Origin of the sequence: Amycolatopsis sp. BJA-103 (assembly GCF_002849735.1) — a bacterium.
Classification (GTDB): Bacteria; Actinomycetota; Actinomycetes; order Mycobacteriales; family Pseudonocardiaceae; genus Amycolatopsis.
Map to the genome: position 1 here is coordinate 2,649,776 of NZ_CP017780.1, position 18,253 is coordinate 2,668,028.

The 18,253-nt window shown below is 69.0% G+C and carries 23 protein-coding genes; 17 read left to right on the forward strand and 6 right to left on the reverse strand.

The window, feature by feature from the left end; genetic code table 11:
• Positions 1-174: 174 nt before the first annotated feature.
• The 9 genes from BKN51_RS11150 to BKN51_RS11190 all read left to right on the forward strand — a co-directional run bounded on the left by BKN51_RS11150 (position 175) and on the right by BKN51_RS11190 (position 8,353).
• Positions 175-2,196, forward strand: coding sequence for a neutral/alkaline ceramidase (locus BKN51_RS11150; RefSeq protein WP_101607567.1), 2,022 nt, complete (start codon positions 175-177; stop codon positions 2,194-2,196).
• Between the two features lie 17 nt (positions 2,197-2,213).
• Positions 2,214-3,173, forward strand: coding sequence for a sphingomyelin phosphodiesterase (locus BKN51_RS11155; protein ID WP_101607568.1), 960 nt, complete (start codon positions 2,214-2,216; stop codon positions 3,171-3,173).
• Positions 3,174-3,208: 35 nt separating this feature from the next.
• The gene (locus BKN51_RS11160) at positions 3,209-4,513 is read left to right on the forward strand and encodes an MFS transporter (RefSeq protein WP_101607569.1); all 1,305 of its coding nucleotides are present in this window, start codon (positions 3,209-3,211) and stop codon (positions 4,511-4,513) included.
• Positions 4,510-5,910 (forward strand): pyridoxal phosphate-dependent decarboxylase family protein, encoded by a 1,401-nt coding sequence (locus tag BKN51_RS11165; protein ID WP_101607570.1) that lies wholly within the window; start codon positions 4,510-4,512, stop codon positions 5,908-5,910. Before BKN51_RS11160 ends, BKN51_RS11165 begins: the two co-directional genes overlap by 4 nt.
• Positions 5,911-5,985: 75 nt before the next feature.
• Complete coding sequence (locus tag BKN51_RS11170; RefSeq protein WP_101607571.1) at positions 5,986-6,417, forward strand: SRPBCC domain-containing protein; 432 nt, start codon at positions 5,986-5,988, stop codon at positions 6,415-6,417.
• Complete coding sequence (locus BKN51_RS11175) at positions 6,407-6,742, forward strand: ArsR/SmtB family transcription factor (RefSeq protein WP_101607572.1); 336 nt, start codon at positions 6,407-6,409, stop codon at positions 6,740-6,742. Before BKN51_RS11170 ends, BKN51_RS11175 begins: the two co-directional genes overlap by 11 nt.
• A gap of 20 nt (positions 6,743-6,762) precedes the next feature.
• A complete protein-coding gene (locus BKN51_RS11180; protein WP_199193044.1) occupies positions 6,763-7,188 on the forward strand; it encodes an SRPBCC family protein in 426 nt (141 codons plus the stop codon).
• Positions 7,185-7,871 carry a DUF899 domain-containing protein gene (locus tag BKN51_RS11185; protein ID WP_101607574.1) on the forward strand — a complete coding sequence of 229 codons (687 nt, stop codon included), beginning with the start codon at positions 7,185-7,187 and terminating at the stop codon, positions 7,869-7,871. The genes BKN51_RS11180 and BKN51_RS11185 overlap by 4 nt, the downstream gene beginning before the upstream one ends.
• Before the next feature lie 50 nt (positions 7,872-7,921).
• Positions 7,922-8,353, forward strand: a complete 432-nt coding sequence (locus tag BKN51_RS11190) for a nuclear transport factor 2 family protein (protein WP_101607575.1) — start codon at positions 7,922-7,924, stop codon at positions 8,351-8,353.
• Between the two features lie 252 nt (positions 8,354-8,605).
• On the opposite strand, the gene BKN51_RS11195 is transcribed toward BKN51_RS11190, so the two are convergent.
• From BKN51_RS11195 to mrf, 4 genes are read right to left on the reverse strand one after another with little or no spacing between them, the layout of a single operon-like run.
• Positions 8,606-9,685, reverse strand: a complete 1,080-nt coding sequence (locus BKN51_RS11195; RefSeq protein WP_101607576.1) for a GTP-binding protein — start codon at positions 9,683-9,685, stop codon at positions 8,606-8,608.
• Complete coding sequence (rpmF, locus tag BKN51_RS11200) at positions 9,682-9,840, reverse strand: 50S ribosomal protein L32 (RefSeq protein ID WP_016334054.1); 159 nt, start codon at positions 9,838-9,840, stop codon at positions 9,682-9,684. Before rpmF ends, BKN51_RS11195 begins: the two co-directional genes overlap by 4 nt.
• Positions 9,840-10,097, reverse strand: coding sequence for a type B 50S ribosomal protein L31 (locus BKN51_RS11205; protein WP_101607577.1), 258 nt, complete (start codon positions 10,095-10,097; stop codon positions 9,840-9,842). The genes rpmF and BKN51_RS11205 overlap by 1 nt, the downstream gene beginning before the upstream one ends.
• Complete coding sequence (gene mrf, locus BKN51_RS11210) at positions 10,094-11,347, reverse strand: ribosome hibernation factor-recruiting GTPase MRF (protein ID WP_101607578.1); 1,254 nt, start codon at positions 11,345-11,347, stop codon at positions 10,094-10,096. Before mrf ends, BKN51_RS11205 begins: the two co-directional genes overlap by 4 nt.
• Positions 11,348-11,431: 84 nt before the next feature.
• Between mrf and rpmB the strand changes: the two genes are divergently transcribed.
• From rpmB to cobA, 6 genes are all read left to right on the forward strand, one after another.
• Positions 11,432-11,668, forward strand: coding sequence for a 50S ribosomal protein L28 (rpmB, locus tag BKN51_RS11215; RefSeq protein ID WP_005149951.1), 237 nt, complete (start codon positions 11,432-11,434; stop codon positions 11,666-11,668).
• Complete coding sequence (rpmG, locus tag BKN51_RS11220; protein ID WP_005149953.1) at positions 11,668-11,835, forward strand: 50S ribosomal protein L33; 168 nt, start codon at positions 11,668-11,670, stop codon at positions 11,833-11,835. The genes rpmB and rpmG overlap by 1 nt, the downstream gene beginning before the upstream one ends.
• Positions 11,835-12,140, forward strand: a complete 306-nt coding sequence (gene rpsN, locus BKN51_RS11225) for a 30S ribosomal protein S14 (RefSeq protein ID WP_101607579.1) — start codon at positions 11,835-11,837, stop codon at positions 12,138-12,140. Before rpmG ends, rpsN begins: the two co-directional genes overlap by 1 nt.
• Positions 12,134-12,373: a 30S ribosomal protein S18 gene (gene rpsR / locus BKN51_RS11230; protein WP_101607580.1), complete on the forward strand. Its 240-nt coding sequence runs from the start codon at positions 12,134-12,136 to the stop codon at positions 12,371-12,373. The genes rpsN and rpsR overlap by 7 nt, the downstream gene beginning before the upstream one ends.
• 64 nt (positions 12,374-12,437) lie before the next feature.
• On the forward strand, positions 12,438-12,845 hold the full coding sequence (locus tag BKN51_RS11235; protein ID WP_101607581.1) for an ankyrin repeat domain-containing protein: 408 nt from the start codon (positions 12,438-12,440) through the stop codon (positions 12,843-12,845).
• Positions 12,846-12,899: 54 nt separating this feature from the next.
• Complete coding sequence (gene cobA, locus BKN51_RS11240) at positions 12,900-14,123, forward strand: uroporphyrinogen-III C-methyltransferase (protein ID WP_101607582.1); 1,224 nt, start codon at positions 12,900-12,902, stop codon at positions 14,121-14,123.
• Here the strand turns inward: cobA and BKN51_RS11245 are convergent.
• Positions 14,105-14,653 carry a GNAT family N-acetyltransferase gene (locus tag BKN51_RS11245; protein WP_101607583.1) on the reverse strand — a complete coding sequence of 183 codons (549 nt, stop codon included), beginning with the start codon at positions 14,651-14,653 and terminating at the stop codon, positions 14,105-14,107. The two genes, cobA and BKN51_RS11245, sit on opposite strands and share 19 nt — an antisense overlap.
• The gene (locus BKN51_RS11250; protein ID WP_168214311.1) at positions 14,643-15,533 is read right to left on the reverse strand and encodes an alpha/beta fold hydrolase; all 891 of its coding nucleotides are present in this window, start codon (positions 15,531-15,533) and stop codon (positions 14,643-14,645) included. The genes BKN51_RS11245 and BKN51_RS11250 overlap by 11 nt, the downstream gene beginning before the upstream one ends.
• Before the next feature lie 118 nt (positions 15,534-15,651).
• Between BKN51_RS11250 and BKN51_RS11255 the strand changes: the two genes are divergently transcribed.
• On the forward strand, positions 15,652-16,494 hold the full coding sequence (locus BKN51_RS11255; RefSeq protein WP_101607584.1) for a crotonase/enoyl-CoA hydratase family protein: 843 nt from the start codon (positions 15,652-15,654) through the stop codon (positions 16,492-16,494).
• Positions 16,495-16,533: 39 nt separating this feature from the next.
• Positions 16,534-18,237, forward strand: a complete 1,704-nt coding sequence (locus BKN51_RS11260; RefSeq protein WP_101607585.1) for an AMP-binding protein — start codon at positions 16,534-16,536, stop codon at positions 18,235-18,237.
• Positions 18,238-18,253 lie beyond the last annotated feature (16 nt).

The window sequence follows — 18,253 nt, forward strand, 5'->3', positions numbered from 1 at the left end:
GAAGGACGCTTTCCCCGCATCCCATGCGGGGAAAGCGCCCTTCGCCGCGTCGCATGCGGGGAAAGCGCCCTTCAGCCCCCGGCCGTTCGTGGGTTGCGACCGTGAGGCCCATCACGTAGCGTCCCCGCCACGAACATGAAGTCGGTTCATGTTCGTGGCCGGGAGGTGCATCTCATGGCGGTGAGCCGGAGGCGGGTTCTTGCGGGTGCGGCGGCCTTGCCGGTCGCGGCGGGCGTGCTCGGCGCCCAGAGCGCGCGGGCGGAAACGCCGCGGCAGCAGGGTTTCCGCGTCGGCGTCGGCATCTCCGACGTCACCGGCCCGGCGGCCGAGAACGGCATGATGGGCTACTCGATGCCGCAACAGCAGACCGCCGGCATCCACCTCCGCACCCGGGCCAGGGCCTTCGTGGTCGACGACGGCGCCAAGCGGATCGCGTTCGTCACGGCCGACCTCGGCGCCCTGTTCCAGTCCGTCCACCAGGGCGTGATGCGCAAGCTCAAAGCCGCCTACGGCGAGCTCTACACCGAGCAGAACGTGCTCCTCAACGCGACGCACACCCACTCCGCGTGCGGCGGCGATTCCCACTACGCCGCCTACGATCTGGCGATCCTCGGGTTCCAGCAAGAGGTCTACGACGCCGTCGTCGACGGGATCTTCGAGGCGATCAGCCGGGCGCACGCGAACCTCGCACCCGGGTCGATCCGGCTCGGCCGCGCGGAACTGACCAAGGCGAGCGTCAACCGCTCCCGCAAGGCCTTCGACCTGAACCCGCAGGCGGACAAGGACCATTTCCCGCAGGCGATCGACCCGGCCGTCACGGTGCTGCGGTTCAGCCAGAACGGCGCCGACGTCGGCGCGATCAGCTGGTTCGCCACGCACGGCACGTCGATGAGCAACGGCAACCACCTGATCAGCGGCGACAACAAGGGGTACGCCGCCTACGAGTGGGAGCACGACCACGCCGGCGTGCGCTACCTCGACGGGAATCCGCGGTTCGTCGCCGCGTTCCCGCAGACCAACACCGGCGACATGAGCCCGAACCTGAATCTCTCGCCGGGGACGCCGGAGACGGAGTTCGAGAACACCCGCACCATCGGCGACCTCCAGTTCCGCGCGGCGAAGAGCGCCTTCGACGCGGCCGCCGAAGCCGTGACGGGCGGTGTCGATCACCGGATGTGCTACGTCGACATGTCCGACGTCGCGGTCGACGCGAAGTACACGCCGAACGGGCGGCCGCAGCACACCTGCACGGCCGCGATCGGGGTCTCGATGCTGGCGGGGAGCCGTGAAGACGGCCCCGGCCTGCCGCTCCCCGAAGGCGTGAAGAACCCGTTCATCGACTGGCTCGGCGGCATCGACGCGCCGATCCCGCAGGCGCTCGCCGACGCGCAGGCGCCGAAGGTGGTCGCCGTCCCGTTCGGCGCGATGAAGCCGTACCCGTGGACGCCGGAGGTCCTGCCGCTGCAGATCGTCCGGATCGGACAGCTGCACCTCGTGGCCGTGCCCGCCGAACTGACGATCGTGTCCGGCCTGCGCCTGCGCCGGACCGTCGCCGCGGAACTCGGCGTCCCCCTGGAGAACGTGCTCGTCCAGGGTTACTCCAACGCCTACAGCCAGTACGTCACCACGCCCGAGGAATACGACTCGCAGCAGTACGAAGGCGCGTCGACCCTCTACGGCCGGTACACGCTTCCCGCCTACCAGCAGGAATTCGCCAAACTCGCGGCCGCGATGAAGACGGGCCGGACCGTGCCGCACGGGCCGACGCCGCGCGACCTGCGCGGCAAGCTGATCAACTTCCAGCCAGGCGTCGTCTTCGACAGCGCGCCCGTGTTCAAGTCCTTCGGCGACGTCCTTGTCGACGCGAAGAGCACCTACGCGCGCGGCGAGCAGGTCGCCGTCGAGTTCGTCACCGGCCATCCGAAGAACGACCTCCGGCGCGGCGGCACGTTCCTGGAGATCCAGCGGCTGGTGGACGGCAAGTGGATCCGGCACGCCGACGACGGCGACTGGGACACGAAGTACCACTGGGCGAGGACTTTCGTCGCCGAATCGAAAGCCGTCGTCCACTGGAAGATCCCCGCGAACGCCCCGATCGGCAAATACCGCGTGGTCCACTTCGGCAACTGGAAGAACGGCTGGAACGGGGCGATCTCCGCGTTCAGCGGGACTTCCCGGACGTTCGTCGTCTCCTGACATCGGAAGGGTCATTCGTGCGGAAGCTCGCCGTGCTCGCCATCGCCGCCGCCATGTTCGCCGGAACCGCCGTCCCCGCCCAAGCCGCGGTCTCGGTGAAGGTCATGGCGTTCAACATCTGGCAGCTGCCGTGGATCGCCAGCCCGAACACCTCGGACAAGCAGGCGAGGGCCCGCGCGGCCGAGGCCGTCATCCGCGCGAACGACGCCGACGTCGTCGTCCTGGACGAGGCGTTCAGCGCGCAGGCGGAGGAGATGCGGAACCGGCTGAAGGACGTCTGGCCGCACCAGACCCCGCTCGTCGGCCAGTACTGCAAGACGTCGCCGGGCTGGACCACGGTCAACGGCAACTGCTCGAATTCACCCATCGTGGTCAACGGCGGGGTCACCGTGCTGAGCAAGGCGCCGGTGACCGAACAGCACCAGCTGGTCTTCCGCAATTCCTACTCGGGCACGGCGGACTACCTGTCCAACAAGGGCGCCGCGCTCGCGCGGCTGGTCGTGAACGGGAAGCCGCTCTGGATCGCGGGCACCCACATGCAGGCCGACGAGGGACCGGAGACGCTGCCGAAGGCGCACGACATCCGGATGGCCCAACTGGGCGAGATCAGGGACCTGGTCACGAAATACGCGCCTGTCGGCGAGCCGGTCGTGATCGCCGGTGACCTGAACATCGAGTACTGGGCGGGACAGGCGCGCAAGGACGCGCAAGGCCGGACCCAGGTCCAGCAGGGCGAAGCCTTCCTCGGCGGCGTCCTCCGCACGGCCGGCGCAGGCGCGTACACCTTCGACGCCGCGACGAACCCGAACGCCGCGAAGTCCGTTCCGGCGACTTACCGGGACTCGCTCGACTACGTCGGAGCCGTGCAGGCGGGCGGCCGCCCACTCGCCGCTGTCGGCCCGGTACAGCTCGTGCATTACGACGGTGGCACGATTCCCTCCGACCACTACCCGGTGGTGGCCAAGATCCAATACTGAGGCCTTCATCGGGAGAATCGCCTCGAGGAGGATCATTGGCAGCCCTGCCAGCACGGACGAGGTATCGCTACTCGCTCGGCTCGTTCGTCACCGGCCCGTTCGGGACGGTTCCCGGCTTGCTCCTCCTGAAGTACCTCACCGACACGATGGGCGTCGCGGCGGGCGTGGCCGGCCTGATCGTGTTCGTTCCCAAAGCATGGGACGTGCTCTTTAACCCGATCGCGGGCAGGCTGTCGGACGCGGACATGGTCCGCACCGGCAGTCGCCGCCGGTTCCTGCTCTTCGGCGGCATCGGCGTCTCGATCCTCTTCGCGGCCCTCTTCGCGCATCCGGGCTTCGGCGGCCCGGTGCCCGACGCGATCTACGTCGTCGTCGTGTTCCTGTTGTGCGCCACCGCGTACGCGTTCTTCCAGGTGCCGTTCAACGCGCTGCCCGCCGAGCTGACGGACTCGGCGGACGAGCGGACGAAACTGACCAGCATCCGGATCGGGTTCCTCGCGGTCGCCATCCTGATCTGCGGCGGCGGGGCCCCGGCGATCACCGAACTCGTCGGCGGGATCGCGGGCTACCGGGTGATGGGCGTGTTCATCGCCGTGATCATCCTGCTCGCGACGCTCGGCGTGTACTTCGGGCTGAAGGACGCGCCGGTCGGCGCGCTGCGGCCGAACACCGTCAGCCCGCGTGAGCTGTTCCGGACGCTCGCGCAGTGGCGGCCGTTCCGCTGGCTGCTGAGCGTCTACTTCATCCAGGCGCTCGGCATCGGCACCGTGCTGGCCGCGATCCCGTTCTTCGCCGAGCGGATCCTCGGCAGCTCCGGCTACTCGACGCTCCTGTTCGTCGGTTTCGTCGGCCCGGCACTCCTGACCATGCCGCTGTGGCCCAAACTCGGCGCGACCGTGGGGAAGCTGACCGGGTTCCGGCTCGCCACCACCGCGTTCGCCATCGGGCTCCTCGGCCTGCTCGGCGCCAAGGTGTTCACGATCCCCGTCACGATGGTGTTCGTCGCCTTCTGCGGCGTCGGGTATGCGGGGATCTCGGTGTTCCCGCTGGCGATCCTGCCGGACCTGATCAGCGACGAGGAGGAGCGGACCGGTGAGACCAGGGCCGGGGTCGCCGCCGGTGTCTGGACGGCGTCGGAGACGCTCGGACTCGCGCTCGGGCCGGGGATCTGGGGCCTGGTGCTGCAGTTCGGTGGCTATCAGTCCGGCCTCGGCGCGGACGCCGTGCAGCCGGACAGCGCGCTCACGGCGATCCTGTTCGGCGCGTCGATCCTGCCCGCCGTGCTGATCGCGCTCGGCATCCCGCTGCTGCGCAAGTCGGTGCTGGAGCGCCGGTCGTGACCGCCGAGGACATCCTCCGGGAGCTGCGGGAACTGCGCGCGGGGGACCTGCCGACACACGGTGGCCGGACACTCGCCTATGTCTACGACAGCGGTCTGTCCGAAGTGGACGAACTCGGCGCCGCGGCGCACGCGCTGGCGTCGTCGGCCAACGGCCTCGATCCGACAGCCTTTCCCAGCCTGCTGCGGATGGAGAACGACCTCGTCGGCACCGCCGCGCGCCTGCTCGGCGGAACGGCGGAGACGGTCGGTTCGGTGACCTCGGGCGGCACGGAGTCGTGCATGCTCGCCGTCCTGGCCGCCCGCGACGCGCGTCCGGACGTGGCGTCGCCGAGCATCGTGCTGCCCACGACCGCGCACGCCGCGTTCCACAAGGCGGCGCACTTCTTCGGGGTCCGCGTGGTGGCGGTGCCGGTCGATCCGGTGACCTTCCGCGCCGTGCCCGAAGCGATGGCCGCGGCCGTCGACGACACCACGGTGCTCGTCGTGGCGAGCGCGCCGTCGTACGCGCACGGCGTCCTCGACCCGATCCCGGAGATCGCCGCGCTGCTGGACGGCGTCCGGTTCCACGTCGACGCCTGCATCGGCGGCTGGGTGCTGCCGTACCTGGAGCCCGGTCCGTTCGGCTTCGACGTTCCCGGTGTCACCAGTGTGTCGGTGGATCTGCACAAGTACGCCTACTGCCCGAAGGGCGTGTCGGTTCTCCTGCACGCCGACGCGGGACTGCGCCGGCCGCAGTACTTCGCCAGCGCCGATTGGCCCGGCTACACGATGCTGAACACCACGTTGCAGAGCACCCGTTCGGGTGGTCCGCTCGCCGCGGCGTGGGCGGTCGTGCGCCATGTCGGCGACGAGGGCTACGTGAAGCTGGCTTCGGCCGCGCGTGCGGCGGCCGTCGAGATCCGCGCCGGAATCGAGGCGCTGGACGGATTGCGTGTCCTCGGCGATCCGGTGTCGACCCTGCTCGCGTTCACCGTGGAGCCCGGCGCGGGGTTCGACCTGTTCACCGTCGCGGACGAGATGCGCGAGCGCGGCTGGTACGTCCAGCCCCAGTTCGCCCACGAGTCGTCGCCCGCGAACCTGCACCTGACCGTGACCGCGGCGAACCGGGGCATCGAAAAGGAGTTCCTGGACAGCCTCGCCGCTTCGGTCGTGGCCGCCAAGGAGTCCGGACCGGTCGTCGTCGACCCACAGGTGGCGGAGTTCGTCGCCGCGCTGGACCCCGCGACCTTGACGCCGGAGCAGTTCGCCGGGCTGCTGGCGGCCGCGGGGCTCGGCGGCGACGCGGGACTGCCCACCCGGATGGCGGAGATCAACGCCTTGCTGGCCACGGCACCCGGTCCGCTGCGGGAACGGCTCCTGCTGGAGTTCCTCGGCGCGCTGTACACGGCTTCCTGATCCGACCTTGACGCAATCAGTCGGTTGCTATACAAAGTTATAGCAACCGAATGATTGCTACTTGAGGAGGCCGTCATGGGATTCCCCGACCGCATCGAACGCACCGTCGAGATCGCCCATCCGCCCGCGAAGGTCTGGGCCGCGCTGACCACGGCCGAAGGGCTGGGCACCTGGTTCGGGAACCAGGCGAGCATCGACCTGAGGCCCGGTGGTGACGCCGAGATGAAATGGGATGAGGGGCACAAGGCGCACATGCGTGTGGAGCGCGTCGAAGAGCCGGAGATCTTCGGCTTCACTTGGAACATCTACGGTCTGCCCGACGACGATCCTCGTCGCACCTATGTCGAGTTCACCCTCGAACCGGTCGATGCGGGCACGCGGCTCACCGTCGTCGAGTCCGGCTTCTCCCAGCTTCCGGACGATGCCCACAGCGTCGCGTTCGAAGGGAACACGAAGGGGTGGGCGGCCGAGTTGGGCGAACTGATCGAATACCTCGATGCCGCCTGACACCGAAGCGATCGCCGAACAGGTCTTCGTCGCACTGGCCGACCCGAGCAGGCGGAGCATCCTCGCCACCCTCGCCTCGGGCGGCGCCGCGACGGCGACGGATCTGGCCGATCGGCTGCCCATCACGCGGCAGGCCATCGCCAAGCATCTCGCGCTGCTCACCGAAGCCGGGCTGGTGACCCCGGAGCAAGGGGAGCGGCGCCGCGTCCGATACCGGCTACGCTCGGCCCCGATGCAGGTCGCCCAGCAGTTCCTCGCCGCGCTCGCCCGAGATTGGGACGGGCCGCTCGCGGCTCTGAAAGAGCACCTGGAGGGTTCATCATGAGCTTTACGACGAGTTTTACCGTGGAACAGACGCCACAACAGGTCTTCGACGCGTTCACCGACGTCCGCGGGTGGTGGTCGGAGGAGGTCGTGCACGCCGGCGACGAGTTCGAGTACCACCACGAGGAGCTCCACCGCTGCCGGATGCGGATCACGGAGTCCGTGCCGGGCCGCAAGGTCTCCTGGCTGGTCCTCGAGAACCACTTCGACTTCACCCGTGACAAGACGGAGTGGGTCGGCACCACGATCACGTTCGAGATCACCGAGAAGGACGGCAAGACCGAAGCGCGCTTCACCCACCACGGGCTGGTCCCGGAGTACGAATGCTTCGACGTCTGCCACAAGGCATGGACCTTCTACGTCGGCACCAGCCTGCGCGAGCTGATTACGACCGGTGAGGGGCAGCCGAACCGGCGAAGCGTCCTGCCCGCGGAGCTGGCGGGATGACCATCGTCTCGCCGGCGGAGTGGGAAGAAGCGCGGCTTCGTCTGCTGGTCAAGGAAAAAGAGCTGACCCGCGCGCGCGACGCCCTGGCGGCCGAGCGGCGGCGGATGCCGTGGGTCACGGTCGAAAAGCCGTACGAGTTCGATGGCCCGTCCGGCAAGGTGACGCTGCTCGACCTGTTCGAAGGGCGGCGGCAGCTGATCGTCTACCGGGCCTTCTTCGATCCCGGCGTGGAGGGTTTCCCCGACCACGCCTGCAAAGGCTGCTCGCTGGTGGCCGATCAGGTCGCGCACGTCGCACACCTGAACGCTCGCGACACCACGCTGGCCTTCGCTTCGCGGGGCACGCAACCGGACATCTCGCGGCTGAAGGCGCGGATGGGCTGGACGATGCCGTGGTACACGATCACCGGCGACTTCGACGTCGATCACGGCGTCGGCGAATGGCACGGCACCAACGCCTTCATCCGCGAAGGTGACCAGGTGTTCCGCACGTACTTCGTCAACGATCGCGGTGACGAGGTGATGGGAGGCACGTGGAGTTACCTCGACATCACCGCGCTGGGGCGGCAGGAGGAGTGGGAGGACTCGCCGGAGGGGTATCCGCAGACTCCGCCTTACGAGTGGTGGAACTGGCACGACGCCTACGAGGGGGCCGCGCCCGCGGGCGGCTGCTGCTCGGGATGACGTCGCGAAGTCGCCAGTAATCGGACGGACGGCCCGGTTGACTGGCGGGCATGACAACGGACAGCCTGCGGATCGTCCAGAACGCCTGGAAGACTTTCGGTACCTACGATCCGGAACGTATCGCCGGAGTGTTCACCGAGGACGCCGAGTGGCTGGCCCCGCCGGGCAACGCGACCGCCGTCGCCTTGGCGGGTTCCGGTCACCTGGTCGGCAGGCAGGCGATCGTCCGGTTCCTGGCGGAGGACTTCCGGAAGGTGTTCGTCTCGGACGTCGCCATCGAGTTCCACGGCTTCCATCCGGCCGGCGACACTGTGGTGGTCGAGGAGACCATGACCGCGACGCTGGCGGACGGCGGCAGGTATCACAACGACTACTGCTTCGTTTTCGTGCTGCGTCAAGACCGGATCCACCGCGTACGCGAGTACATGGACACGGCACGTGGGCATCGGCAACTGGGTGGGACGAAGCCTCCGGCGGAGTAGATTACGCCGTGTCCAGCAGCATGACGCCGACCGTGTGGATTTTGGTGCGTTGGACGACCAGAAATCCACACGGTCCCGCCTGACTGGTCCAGTGGTAACGGGAGTTGCGAGGAGTGTGTGGAAATAGGGACGTTGAACGTCCCTATTTCCACACACCCCTCACTCCGGGCGACATCTCGTGCTCACCAGCTACGTCGAGTGGCAAGCCGGGGTGGATGGCCCTTCACTCCATCGCCACCCTGACCCGGCACCTCAGTGAACGTGCACCGCTTCCCACTCCGGAAACGGATCCGCACCCGCCAAAGCGTCCACATCGGACAAACAACCCCGAAGCGAGTCCAGCAGAGCGTCCTTCTCCAGTCCCACCCCGATGAACACGAGTTCCTGCCGCGGCACCTCCTCGACACCCTGCGGCTCGAATCGGGCGACCGAACCGGCCTGCGACCACAGCCCGGTCACCCCGGGCCGCGACGCCAGCGAGAAGAACCCTTTCGACCGCAGGACGGTCCCGAACTCCCCGGAGTCGAGCCTGCCGAGGAAGTCCCACAGCCGTTCCGGATCGAACGCCCGTCCGGCGCGGAAGACCACGCTGGAGATCCCGTACTCCTCGGTCTCCGGAACGTGATCGCCGTTGAGCTCCGCCACCCAGCCGGGTGCTTCCTGCGCCCGCTCGACGTCGTAACTCCCGGTGCCGAGCACCCTGCCGAGAGGGACCCGGCCGTGTGTCGAGACGATGACTTCGGCCGCCGGGTTGAGTCGCCGCAGCACCGCCGTCAGCCGTTCGAGGGAGACGGCCGGTACGAGATCCGCCTTGTTCAGCAAGAGGACGTCCGCGAACTCGATCTGGTCCATCAGCAGGTCGCTGACCGTCCGCCCGTCGTCCTCGTACTGGTCCAGCCCGCGTTCGGTCAGCGCGTCCCCGGCCGCAAGTTCCCGCTCGAAGTTCACCGCGTCGACCACGGTCACCATCGTGTCCAGCCGCGCGGAATCCAGGAAGGAGAACGTCGCCGCCACGGGCATCGGCTCGGAGATCCCGCTCGATTCGATGAGCAGGTAGTCGAACCGGCCGTCCGCGCAGAGCCGCGACACCTCTTCCAGCAGGTCGTCGCGCAGGGTGCAGCAGATGCACCCGTTCGTCATCTCGACGAGCCGCTCCTCGGTGCGGGACAGGCTGTTCCCGTCCCGCACCAGCGCGGCGTCGATGTTGACCTCGCTCATGTCGTTGACGATCACCGCCACCCGCAGTCCTTCACGGTTGGCGAGGACGTGGTTGAGCACGGTCGTCTTGCCCGCGCCGAGGAACCCGGAAAGCACCGTGACCGGCGTCGTCACTTCCCACCCTCGTGGAAGTGTTTCATCAGCTTGCGCGGCACGAGTTTCGTCTCCCCGTTCACCTTGATCGGCACCAGATCGGGCACGGCCGCCTTCCACTGCGAGCGCCGGGACCGGGTGTTGCTGCGCGACATCTTCCGCTTCGGGACGGCCATTACTTCGCACCTCCGCGGCGGCCGTAGCGACGGTGGAACTTCTCGACCTGGCCCGCGCTGTCCATGATCCGCTGGTTGCCGGTCCAGAACGGATGCGACCACGAGCTGATCTCGACGTTCACCACCGGATAGGTGTTGCCGTCGCTCCACTCGATGGTCTGCTCCGACGTCGCGGTGGAGCGCGTCAGGAAGGCGTCCCCGGTGGAGAGGTCCTTGAACACCACGGGGTGGTAGTCGGGGTGGATTCCCGGTTTCACTGCGTTTCGTCCTTTCGGTTCGACATGTTCACGTCGTGCTTCTCAGGGTCGGTTTCCGTGTCCTCACACGGTTCTTCGTGCCACTCGCCGAACGGATCCGGGTAGCGGAGCCACTCCTGTTCCCCGGCGGCGAGTTCTTCGTCGGTCAGCAGCGCGCCGTTGAGGGCGGCTTCGACCTCGTCGGGCGTGGCCTGGTCGGTGACGACGACCAGTTCCTGCGCGCGGTCGCCGAACAGCGGGTCCCAGCGCAGGGAGGCGAGCGTGCGGCGTTCCGGGGAGACGTCGGCCCAGTCCGGCCCGTCGGGAGCGGCGAGCCACGCCCCGGCGTGCCCGATCCCGAGGCCACCGCCCGCAGACTCGATCCAGAGCGCCATGTCCGGCTGGCTCGCCACCCAGAGCCGGCCCCGGCTCCGGACGACGCCGTCGAGCAGGACGTCGATCGCGTCGTGGAGGCGCTCCGGGTGGAACGGGCGCTGCGAGGTGAAGGTGAGCAGCCCGATCCCGCAGTCGGTGTGCACCGGCGGTTCGCCGCGCAGCAGCGGGCCGTGCATGTCGGTGACCTCGCCGCGCCGGGCTCCGGCCGGGACGGCGTCGAGCACGGTCTTGCCGTCCACGGCGGACAGTTCGACGCGGGGGATCGACGGGGCGACCCGGTCGAGCACGGCCGACGCCTTCGCCGCGGACCAGGCGTCGGTCGCCGCGCCCGCCAGCACGAGCAGGTCGGCGAACTCGACCTGGGCCAGCGCGACCTGGGCGACGGTGCGCTCGTCCTCCGGGCTCGCCAGCAGGTTCCGCTCGGCCAGCGTGTCGTCTCCGGTGCTGTCGGCCAGCCAGCCGGCGCAGTCGACGACGGCCAGTACGGCCTGGAGGTCGACGTCCTCGATCACCGGCCGCTCGCCGACGAGGACGTTGCGCAGCGCCCAGCTGACCGGTTCGGGCTCCATGGCCTCGTCGAGCCGGACCACGATGCGCCGCACCTGCGGCATCTGCGAAAGCTTGCGCAGCAACGGCAGGAGGTCTTCGCGCAGCGTGCAGGAGACGCAGCCGTGCGCGAGTTCGAGGACCGTCAGCTGGTCGCGGTCGCCGAGCCGGATCCGCCGTCGGACCACGCCGGAGTGGATCTGCCTCAGGTCGTGGTGCACGACGGCGGTGCCGGGCTCGGCGAGGCGCAGCCGCTCGGCGAGGTCGGCGTTCGGTCCCGGTGCGAGGCCACTGATCAGGACGAGGGGCACGCGGGGGTTGTCGGTCACTGAAGCTCCGGGGCGTCGAGGGCGTTGTGGTTCGGTTGTGTAGAGTAAATGAAAACGACAACCGATATCAACTTGGGAGGGTGTATGTCCGCCGTGTGCCAGGTCACCGGCCGCAAACCGGGCTACGGGAAGCAGGTGTCGCATTCGCATCGGCGCACGTCCCGGCGCTGGGAGCCGAACCTGCAGGCCAAGCGGTACTTCGTGCCGAGCGAAGGGCGCTGGGTCCGGCTGCGGGTTTCGGTGAAGGGCATGAAGACCATCGACAAGCGGGGGATCGAGGCCGTCGTGGCCGAGCTCCGTGCGAAAGGGGTGAAGCTCTGATGGCCAAGAGCACCGACATCCGGCCGATCATCAAGCTCCGCTCGACCGCGGGCACCGGCTACACGTACGTCACGAAGAAGAACCGCCGGAACGACCCGGACCGCATGGTGCTGCGCAAGTACGACCCGGTCGCGCGCAAGCACGTCGAATTCAAGGAGGAGCGCTGATGGCCAAGAAGTCGAAGATCGCCAAGAACGAGCAGCGCAAGGTGATCGCGGCGCGCTACGTCGAACGCCGCCGTGAGCTGAAGGCCACCATCGCTTCGCCGTCCGCGTCGTCCGAGGAGAAGGCGGCCGCGGTGTCGGCCCTGCAGGCGATGCCGCGCGACGCCAGCGCGACCCGGATCCGCAATCGCGACACCGCCGACGGCCGCCCGCGCGGCTACCTGCGGAAGTTCGGGCTCTCGCGGGTCCGGATGCGGCAGATGGCGCACAACGGCGAACTGCCCGGCGTCACGAAGTCGAGCTGGTGAAGCCGAACCGGGACCGCCCCGTCAAGCGTAAGACGAACCTGTTGCACGCCAACAAGATCACCGAGGTCGACTGGAAGGACGCCGACCTGCTGCGGAAGTTCATCTCCGACCGCGGCAAGATCCGCGCCCGCCGGGTCACCGGGCTGACGCCCCAGCAGCAGAAGCAGGTCGCCACGGCGATCAAGAACGCCCGTGAGATGGCGTTGCTGCCCTACCCCAACGCGGGCCGCTGACGCCACCGGTCCGGGCGGTGCGACAAGCCGCCCGGACCGCTGCTCCTGTGGAAGAATCGGCCGCATGACGGAGAACCCCGGACAGGCCGAGGAATTCGATCCCGAACTGCTGGAGCTGTGGGCGAAGGTGTTCGGCTTCGCCCGTTCCGGCGCGACGGCCGAGCTCACCGCGTACGTCGACGCGGGCATCTCGGCGAACCTGACCAACGACCGGGGCGACACGCTGGTCATGCTCGCCGCGTACCACGGGCACGCCGAGACCGTCGCCGCGCTGATCGAGCGCGGCGCCGATCCGAACCGTGAGAACGACAAGGGGCAGAGCCCGCTCGCCGGCGCGGTGTTCAAGAACGTGCCCGAGGTCGTGAAGGCTCTTCTCGAGGGCGGTGCGGACCCGAGGGCGGGGGAGCCGTCGGCGATCGACGCGGCCAGGATGTTCGGCAACACCGAACTGCTGGCGCTGCTCGAGAGCTGAGGTGGTTCTCACTCGGATCGCGGTTCGGGCGGCTGTCTCTTTACACTGCCCCGCATGGATGACCCGCATTACCTCTCCGGCCTCGACCTGGCAGGCCGTCGTGTCGTGATGATCGGCGGCGGGACGGTCGCCCAGCGCCGTCTGCCGCGGTTGATCGGCGCTGGCGCGCGGGTCGAACTGGTCTCGCCGCACACCACTCCTTCGGTGAGCGCGATGGCCGACGCCGGGGAGATCGTCTGGCACGAGCGCCGCTACACCGACGGCGACCTCACCGACGCCTGGTACGCGCTGGCGTGCACGAACGACCCCGAGGTCAACGCCGCCATCTGTGCCGAGGCCGAACGGGCGCGGGTGTTCTGCGTCCGCGCCGACGACGGAGAACGCGGCAGCGCGGTCACCCCGGCCTCGGGCAGGCACGGCGGGCTGCTGGTCGGCGTCCTCTCCGGCGGCGAGCCGCTGCGGTCGGCCACGGTCCGGGACAGCATCCTCGACGGCCTTCGCGCCGGCACCGTGGCCGACGGCCGCGTGCCCGACGCTCGTGACGAGCTCCCCGGCGTCGCGCTGGTGGGCGGTGGCCCCGGCGACCCGGAGCTGATCACCGTCCGCGGCCGTCGCCTCCTCGCCAGGGCCGACGTCGTCGTCGCCGACCGGCTGGCCCCGCGAGAACTGCTCGACGAACTCTCACCTCACGTCGAGATCGTCGACGCCGCGAAGATCCCGTACGGCCGCGCGGCCAGCCAGGACGTGATCAACTCGACACTGATCGACCGGGCCAAGGCGGGCAAGTTCGTCGTGCGGCTCAAGGGCGGCGACCCGTACCTGTTCGGCCGCGGGTTCGAGGAAGTCCTCGCCTGCGCCGAAGCGGGCATCCCGGTGACGATGGTCCCCGGCATCACGAGCGCGTTCTCCGTGCCCGCCGCCGCGGACGTCCCGGTGACCCACCGCGGTGTCGCCCACGAGGTCGTGGTGGTGTCCGGTCATGTCGCGCCGGGCGACGAGAAGTCGCTGGTGGACTGGGATCTGCTGGCGAAGATGCGCGGCACGATCGTGCTGATGATGGGAGTCGAACGCCTGCCGCTGTTCACGAAGGCGCTGCTGGAGGGGCGGCCCGGGGACACGCCGGTGGCGATCGTCGAGGACGGCACGATGCGCACCCAGCGGGTTCTTCGCTCCACTTTGGACACTGTGGTCGAGGACGCCGCGGCGGCCGGGGTGCGGCCGCCCGCGGTGATCGTCTTCGGTCCGGTGGCGGGGCTCGCTCAGCCGTCCGAGGTGTAGAACCAGTCGGCCCCGTCGTCGCCGGGGATGTCGAATTCCTCCGCCCGGACGAGGCCTGCCCGCAGGGCCACCCGCTGCGACGCGATGTTCTCCGGCCGGACGCGGGCGATCACGAGGTCGTCCGGCCGGTGGGTGCGCGCCCAGTCCACCGCCGCGGCGGCGGCCTCGCTGGCGTACCCGGCACCCCAGGCGGACGGGAAGAGCCGGTAGAAGAGGTTCAGAACGGCCCGTCGCCGGTAACCGACGATCTTCACCCCGCAGAACCCCAGCGGTTCCGGTGAGTCCTGCCGCAGGATCGTCCAGTACCCGAACCCGTACCGGTCCCACCGGTGCGACCAGCGGAGCAGCAGCAGTTCCGCCTCCTTGCGCGTCTCCAGCAGGTCCGAGGGGTTGTGCGCGCAGGCCTCCGGATCGGTGTGGAGGGCGAAGATCGCGTCGAGGTCTTCCGGCGCGGGACGGCGCAGGACCAGCCGTCCGGTCCGCATCTCCTCCGCGCCCGTGTCCCGGGTCGGCGCCGGTTCAACGGTCATGACAGCGCGCCGAGAAGTCGGTGATGGCCTCGGTCAGGCGGCTCGGGTCGAAACGCAGTTCGACCGGGCTGCGGGCCTGGACGAACTCGGCCTCCGGCATGTCCGCGGCCAGCGTGTCGGCGTCGCCGAAGGGGTGGATCGGGTCGCGTTCGTGCCCGATGACCAGGGCCGGCGTCGCGATCTTCCGCCGGATCGACTTGGGCGGCGCGATCCGGCCGAAGAGCACGCCGTGCAGGAGCGCGGCCATCGGCGCGGGCTGCTGGGACAGCGTGTCGGTGACCACGTCGATCCATTGGTTGCCGTGCGGGACGAGCCGCGCCGCCAGCGCCACGCCCTGCACGGTCACCGGCAGGAACCGGGCGGCCATGAGCAGCGGCGCGAACGTGATCAGCCCGGAGACGATCGCGTTGTCCAGCACGGGCATCTCGACGATCAGCCCGAGCGCGCGTTCGGGAGCGGCGACACCGACTTCGAGCGCGACGTTCGCGCCCAGCGACGTCCCGCCGATGACGGCGGCGTCGATGTCCAGGTGGTCGAGCAGCGCGATGGTCTGCTCGGCGAACGCGGGCATGGAGTACAGCCACGAGTCGGTGGGCCGGTCCGAGTCACCGTGGCCGAGCAGGTCGAGCGTCACGGCCCGGAAACCGGCACGCGCCAGCTTGCGCGCGAGCGGGGCGTGCATCCGCCTGGTCAGCATGATCCCGTGGCTGAGGACGACCACCCGGTCGCCGGAGCCGAACTCGGTGTACGCGAGCCGATGCCCTTCGTGGGTGAAGGATCCCGAGAGTTCGATCGGCCGCGAGGACCGTTCCCGCTCCCGCCGTCCGGGGATCAGTGCGGGCAGGTCGGCGACCGCGGCGGCGCTGCTGGCCGGGCTCATATCCCACCGTCCTTCGTCGATCGTCGGTACTCACCGGTAGTACCAGGAAAGCATCTCGTGGCCACCGTGGCACAGTGGCCGTTGGCAGGCTGTCAACCACATGAGTCAAGATGACCTCATGACCGCTACAGCTGACAGTCTTCCCGATCTCGTTTCGCTCAAGGTGGAGATCGACGGGCACGTCGCCGAAGTGACGCTGCTCGGTCCGTCCAAGGGCAACGCGATGGGCCCCGATTTCTGGCGTGAGCTGCCGATCGTCTTCCGCGCCCTCGACGCGGACCCGCAGGTCAGGGCGGTCGTGCTGACCGGCAGCGGCAAGCATTTCTCCTACGGGCTCGATCTGCCCGCGATGATGCCGAGCTGGGGCGAAATGCTCGGCGGCGACGCGCTCGCGGGCCCCCGGACGAAGTTCCTCGACGAGGTCAAGACCCTCCAGGCGAGCGTGTCGTCGATCGCCGAATGCCGCAAACCGGTCATCGCGGCTATTTCCGGCTGGTGCATCGGCGGCGGCGTCGACGTCATCGCGGCCGCCGACATCCGCCTGGCGAGCGCGGACGCCAAGTTCAGCGTGCGCGAGGTCAAGGTCGCGATCGTGGCCGACCTCGGCAGCCTGCAGCGGCTCGCGCCGATCATCGGCGAAGGACACCTGCGCGAACTGGCGTTGACCGGCAAGGACATCGACGCGGCCCGCGCGGAGAAGATCGGCCTGGTCAACGACGTCCACGCGGATCAGGACGCGCTGCTGGCCGAGGCACGCAAGCTGGCGGGGGAGATCGCCACGAACCCGCCGCTGGTCGTGCAGGGCACCAAGAACGTCCTCTCGGCCAACACCGAACGCCAGGTCGCCGACGGCCTGCGCTACGTCTCGGCCTGGAACGCGGCGTTCCTGCCCAGCAAGGACCTCGGCGAGGCCGTGCAGGCCTTCCTCGAGCGCCGCGCGCCCGAGTTCAAGGGAGAGTAGAAAGAACCGGCGGCCAACCAGCGGACCAGGAGGACGATCGTGAGCGCTTCGGAGGCACACCGCACGTTCCGCGAGGCACGGGACTACCTGCAGACCCATCGCGAGGACTACGAAACCGCGTATCGCGACTTCACCTGGCCCCGGCCCGCCGAGTTCAACTGGGCGCTGGACTGGTTCGACGTCGTCGCGGCCGATCCGGCCAATCAGGACCGGTACGCGCTGTGGATCGTCGAAGAGACCGGCATCGAGAACCGCTGGACCTACCCGGAGATGGCGCGCCGGTCCAACCAGGTCGCGAACTGGCTGCGTTCGCTCGGCGTCACCAGGGGCGACCGGCTGATCCTCATGCTGGGCAACCAGGGCGAGCTGTGGCAGACCATCCTCGCCGCGATCAAACTGGGCGCGGTCATCATCCCGGCCTCGACCCTGCTCGGTCCGGCGGACCTCGCCGACCGGGTCGAGCGGGGCGCGGCGAAACACGTGGTGATCCGCTCCGCCGACGCGCACAAGTTCGAGAACGTCGACGGCGACTACACCCGGATCGCCGTGGGCGAACCGGTCGAGGGCTGGCAGTCCTTCGTGGACGCCTACGAGGAAGCGGATGCCTTCACGCCCGACGGCCCGACGGCGGCGGACGACCCGCTCTTGCTGTACTTCACTTCGGGTACCACCGCGAAGCCGAAACTGGTGCAGCACACCCAGGTCTCGTATCCGGTCGGCCATCTGTCCACAATGTACTGGATCGGCCTCGAACCCGGAGATGTCCACCTGAACATCTCCTCGCCGGGCTGGGCGAAGCACGCGTGGAGCAACGTTTTCGCGCCGTGGAACGCCGAGGCGACGGTGTTCCTCTACAACTACGCGCGCTTCGACGCGGTCTCCCTGATGGCGCAGATGGAGCGGTGTGGCATCACCAGCTTCTGCGCCCCGCCGACGGTGTGGCGGATGCTCATCCAGGCGGATCTGACCGTGCTGAAGACGCCGCCGTCCAAGGTCGTCGGCGCCGGCGAACCGCTCAATCCCGAAGTGATCGACCAGGTCGAAAAGGCTTGGGGCGTCACGATTCGCGACGGTTTCGGGCAGACCGAGAGCAGCGTGCAGATCGCCAACACCCCCGGACAGGACGTCGTGCCGGGATCGATGGGCCGACCGCTGCCCGGCTTCACCGTCGCGCTCGTGGATCCCGTCACCGGTGAGCGCGCGCAGGAGGGCGAGATCTGCCTCGACCTCGACAAACGCCCCGTCGGACTGATGACCGGCTACGCGGACGACGACGAGCGCTCCGCCGCGGCCTTCGCGAACGGCTTCTACCACACCGGTGACGTCGGCTCGGTCGACGAACGCGGCTACATCACCTACGTGGGCCGCACGGACGACGTCTTCAAGGCGTCGGACTACCGGATCTCGCCGTTCGAGCTGGAAAGTGTCCTGCTGGAACACGACGCGGTCGCCGAAGCGGCCGTGGTCCCGGCTCCCGACCCGATCCGGCTCGCGGTGCCGAAGGCGTACGTCGTCCTCACGAACGGTCACGAGCCCACCGCCGAGACCGCGGTGTCCATCCTGGCCTTCTGCCGCGAGCATCTCGCGCCGTACAAGCGGATCCGGCGACTGGAGTTCGCGGAGTTGCCGAAGACGATCTCCGGGAAGATCCGGCGGGTCGAACTGCGGGGCCGCGAGAACGACGCGGCCGAGCGGCCGGCGGGGGAGTTCCGCGAGGAAGACTTCCCGCAGCTGAAAGGCTGACGGCCCGGCTCTCGTG

What these genes read in the sequence shown, in the direction of transcription:
- BKN51_RS11235 (WP_101607581.1), top strand. Translation starts at nt 12,438, where the DNA reads ATGACGGAGAACCCCGGACAGGCCGAGGAATTCGATCCCGAACTGCTG.
- BKN51_RS11170 (WP_101607571.1), top strand. Translation starts at nt 5,986, where the DNA reads ATGGGATTCCCCGACCGCATCGAACGCACCGTCGAGATCGCCCATCCG.
- rpmF (WP_016334054.1), bottom strand. Translation starts at nt 9,840, where the DNA reads ATGGCCGTCCCGAAGCGGAAGATGTCGCGCAGCAACACCCGGTCCCGG.
- BKN51_RS11190 (WP_101607575.1), top strand. Translation starts at nt 7,922, where the DNA reads ATGACAACGGACAGCCTGCGGATCGTCCAGAACGCCTGGAAGACTTTC.
- BKN51_RS11175 (WP_101607572.1), top strand. Translation starts at nt 6,407, where the DNA reads ATGCCGCCTGACACCGAAGCGATCGCCGAACAGGTCTTCGTCGCACTG.
- rpsN (WP_101607579.1), top strand. Translation starts at nt 11,835, where the DNA reads ATGGCCAAGAAGTCGAAGATCGCCAAGAACGAGCAGCGCAAGGTGATC.
- BKN51_RS11250 (WP_168214311.1), bottom strand. Translation starts at nt 15,533, where the DNA reads ATGAGCCCGGCCAGCAGCGCCGCCGCGGTCGCCGACCTGCCCGCACTG.
- BKN51_RS11245 (WP_101607583.1), bottom strand. Translation starts at nt 14,653, where the DNA reads ATGACCGTTGAACCGGCGCCGACCCGGGACACGGGCGCGGAGGAGATG.
- BKN51_RS11150 (WP_101607567.1), top strand. Translation starts at nt 175, where the DNA reads ATGGCGGTGAGCCGGAGGCGGGTTCTTGCGGGTGCGGCGGCCTTGCCG.
- BKN51_RS11185 (WP_101607574.1), top strand. Translation starts at nt 7,185, where the DNA reads ATGACCATCGTCTCGCCGGCGGAGTGGGAAGAAGCGCGGCTTCGTCTG.
- rpmB (WP_005149951.1), top strand. Translation starts at nt 11,432, where the DNA reads ATGTCCGCCGTGTGCCAGGTCACCGGCCGCAAACCGGGCTACGGGAAG.
- BKN51_RS11255 (WP_101607584.1), top strand. Translation starts at nt 15,652, where the DNA reads ATGACCGCTACAGCTGACAGTCTTCCCGATCTCGTTTCGCTCAAGGTG.
- rpmG (WP_005149953.1), top strand. Translation starts at nt 11,668, where the DNA reads ATGGCCAAGAGCACCGACATCCGGCCGATCATCAAGCTCCGCTCGACC.
- cobA (WP_101607582.1), top strand. Translation starts at nt 12,900, where the DNA reads ATGGATGACCCGCATTACCTCTCCGGCCTCGACCTGGCAGGCCGTCGT.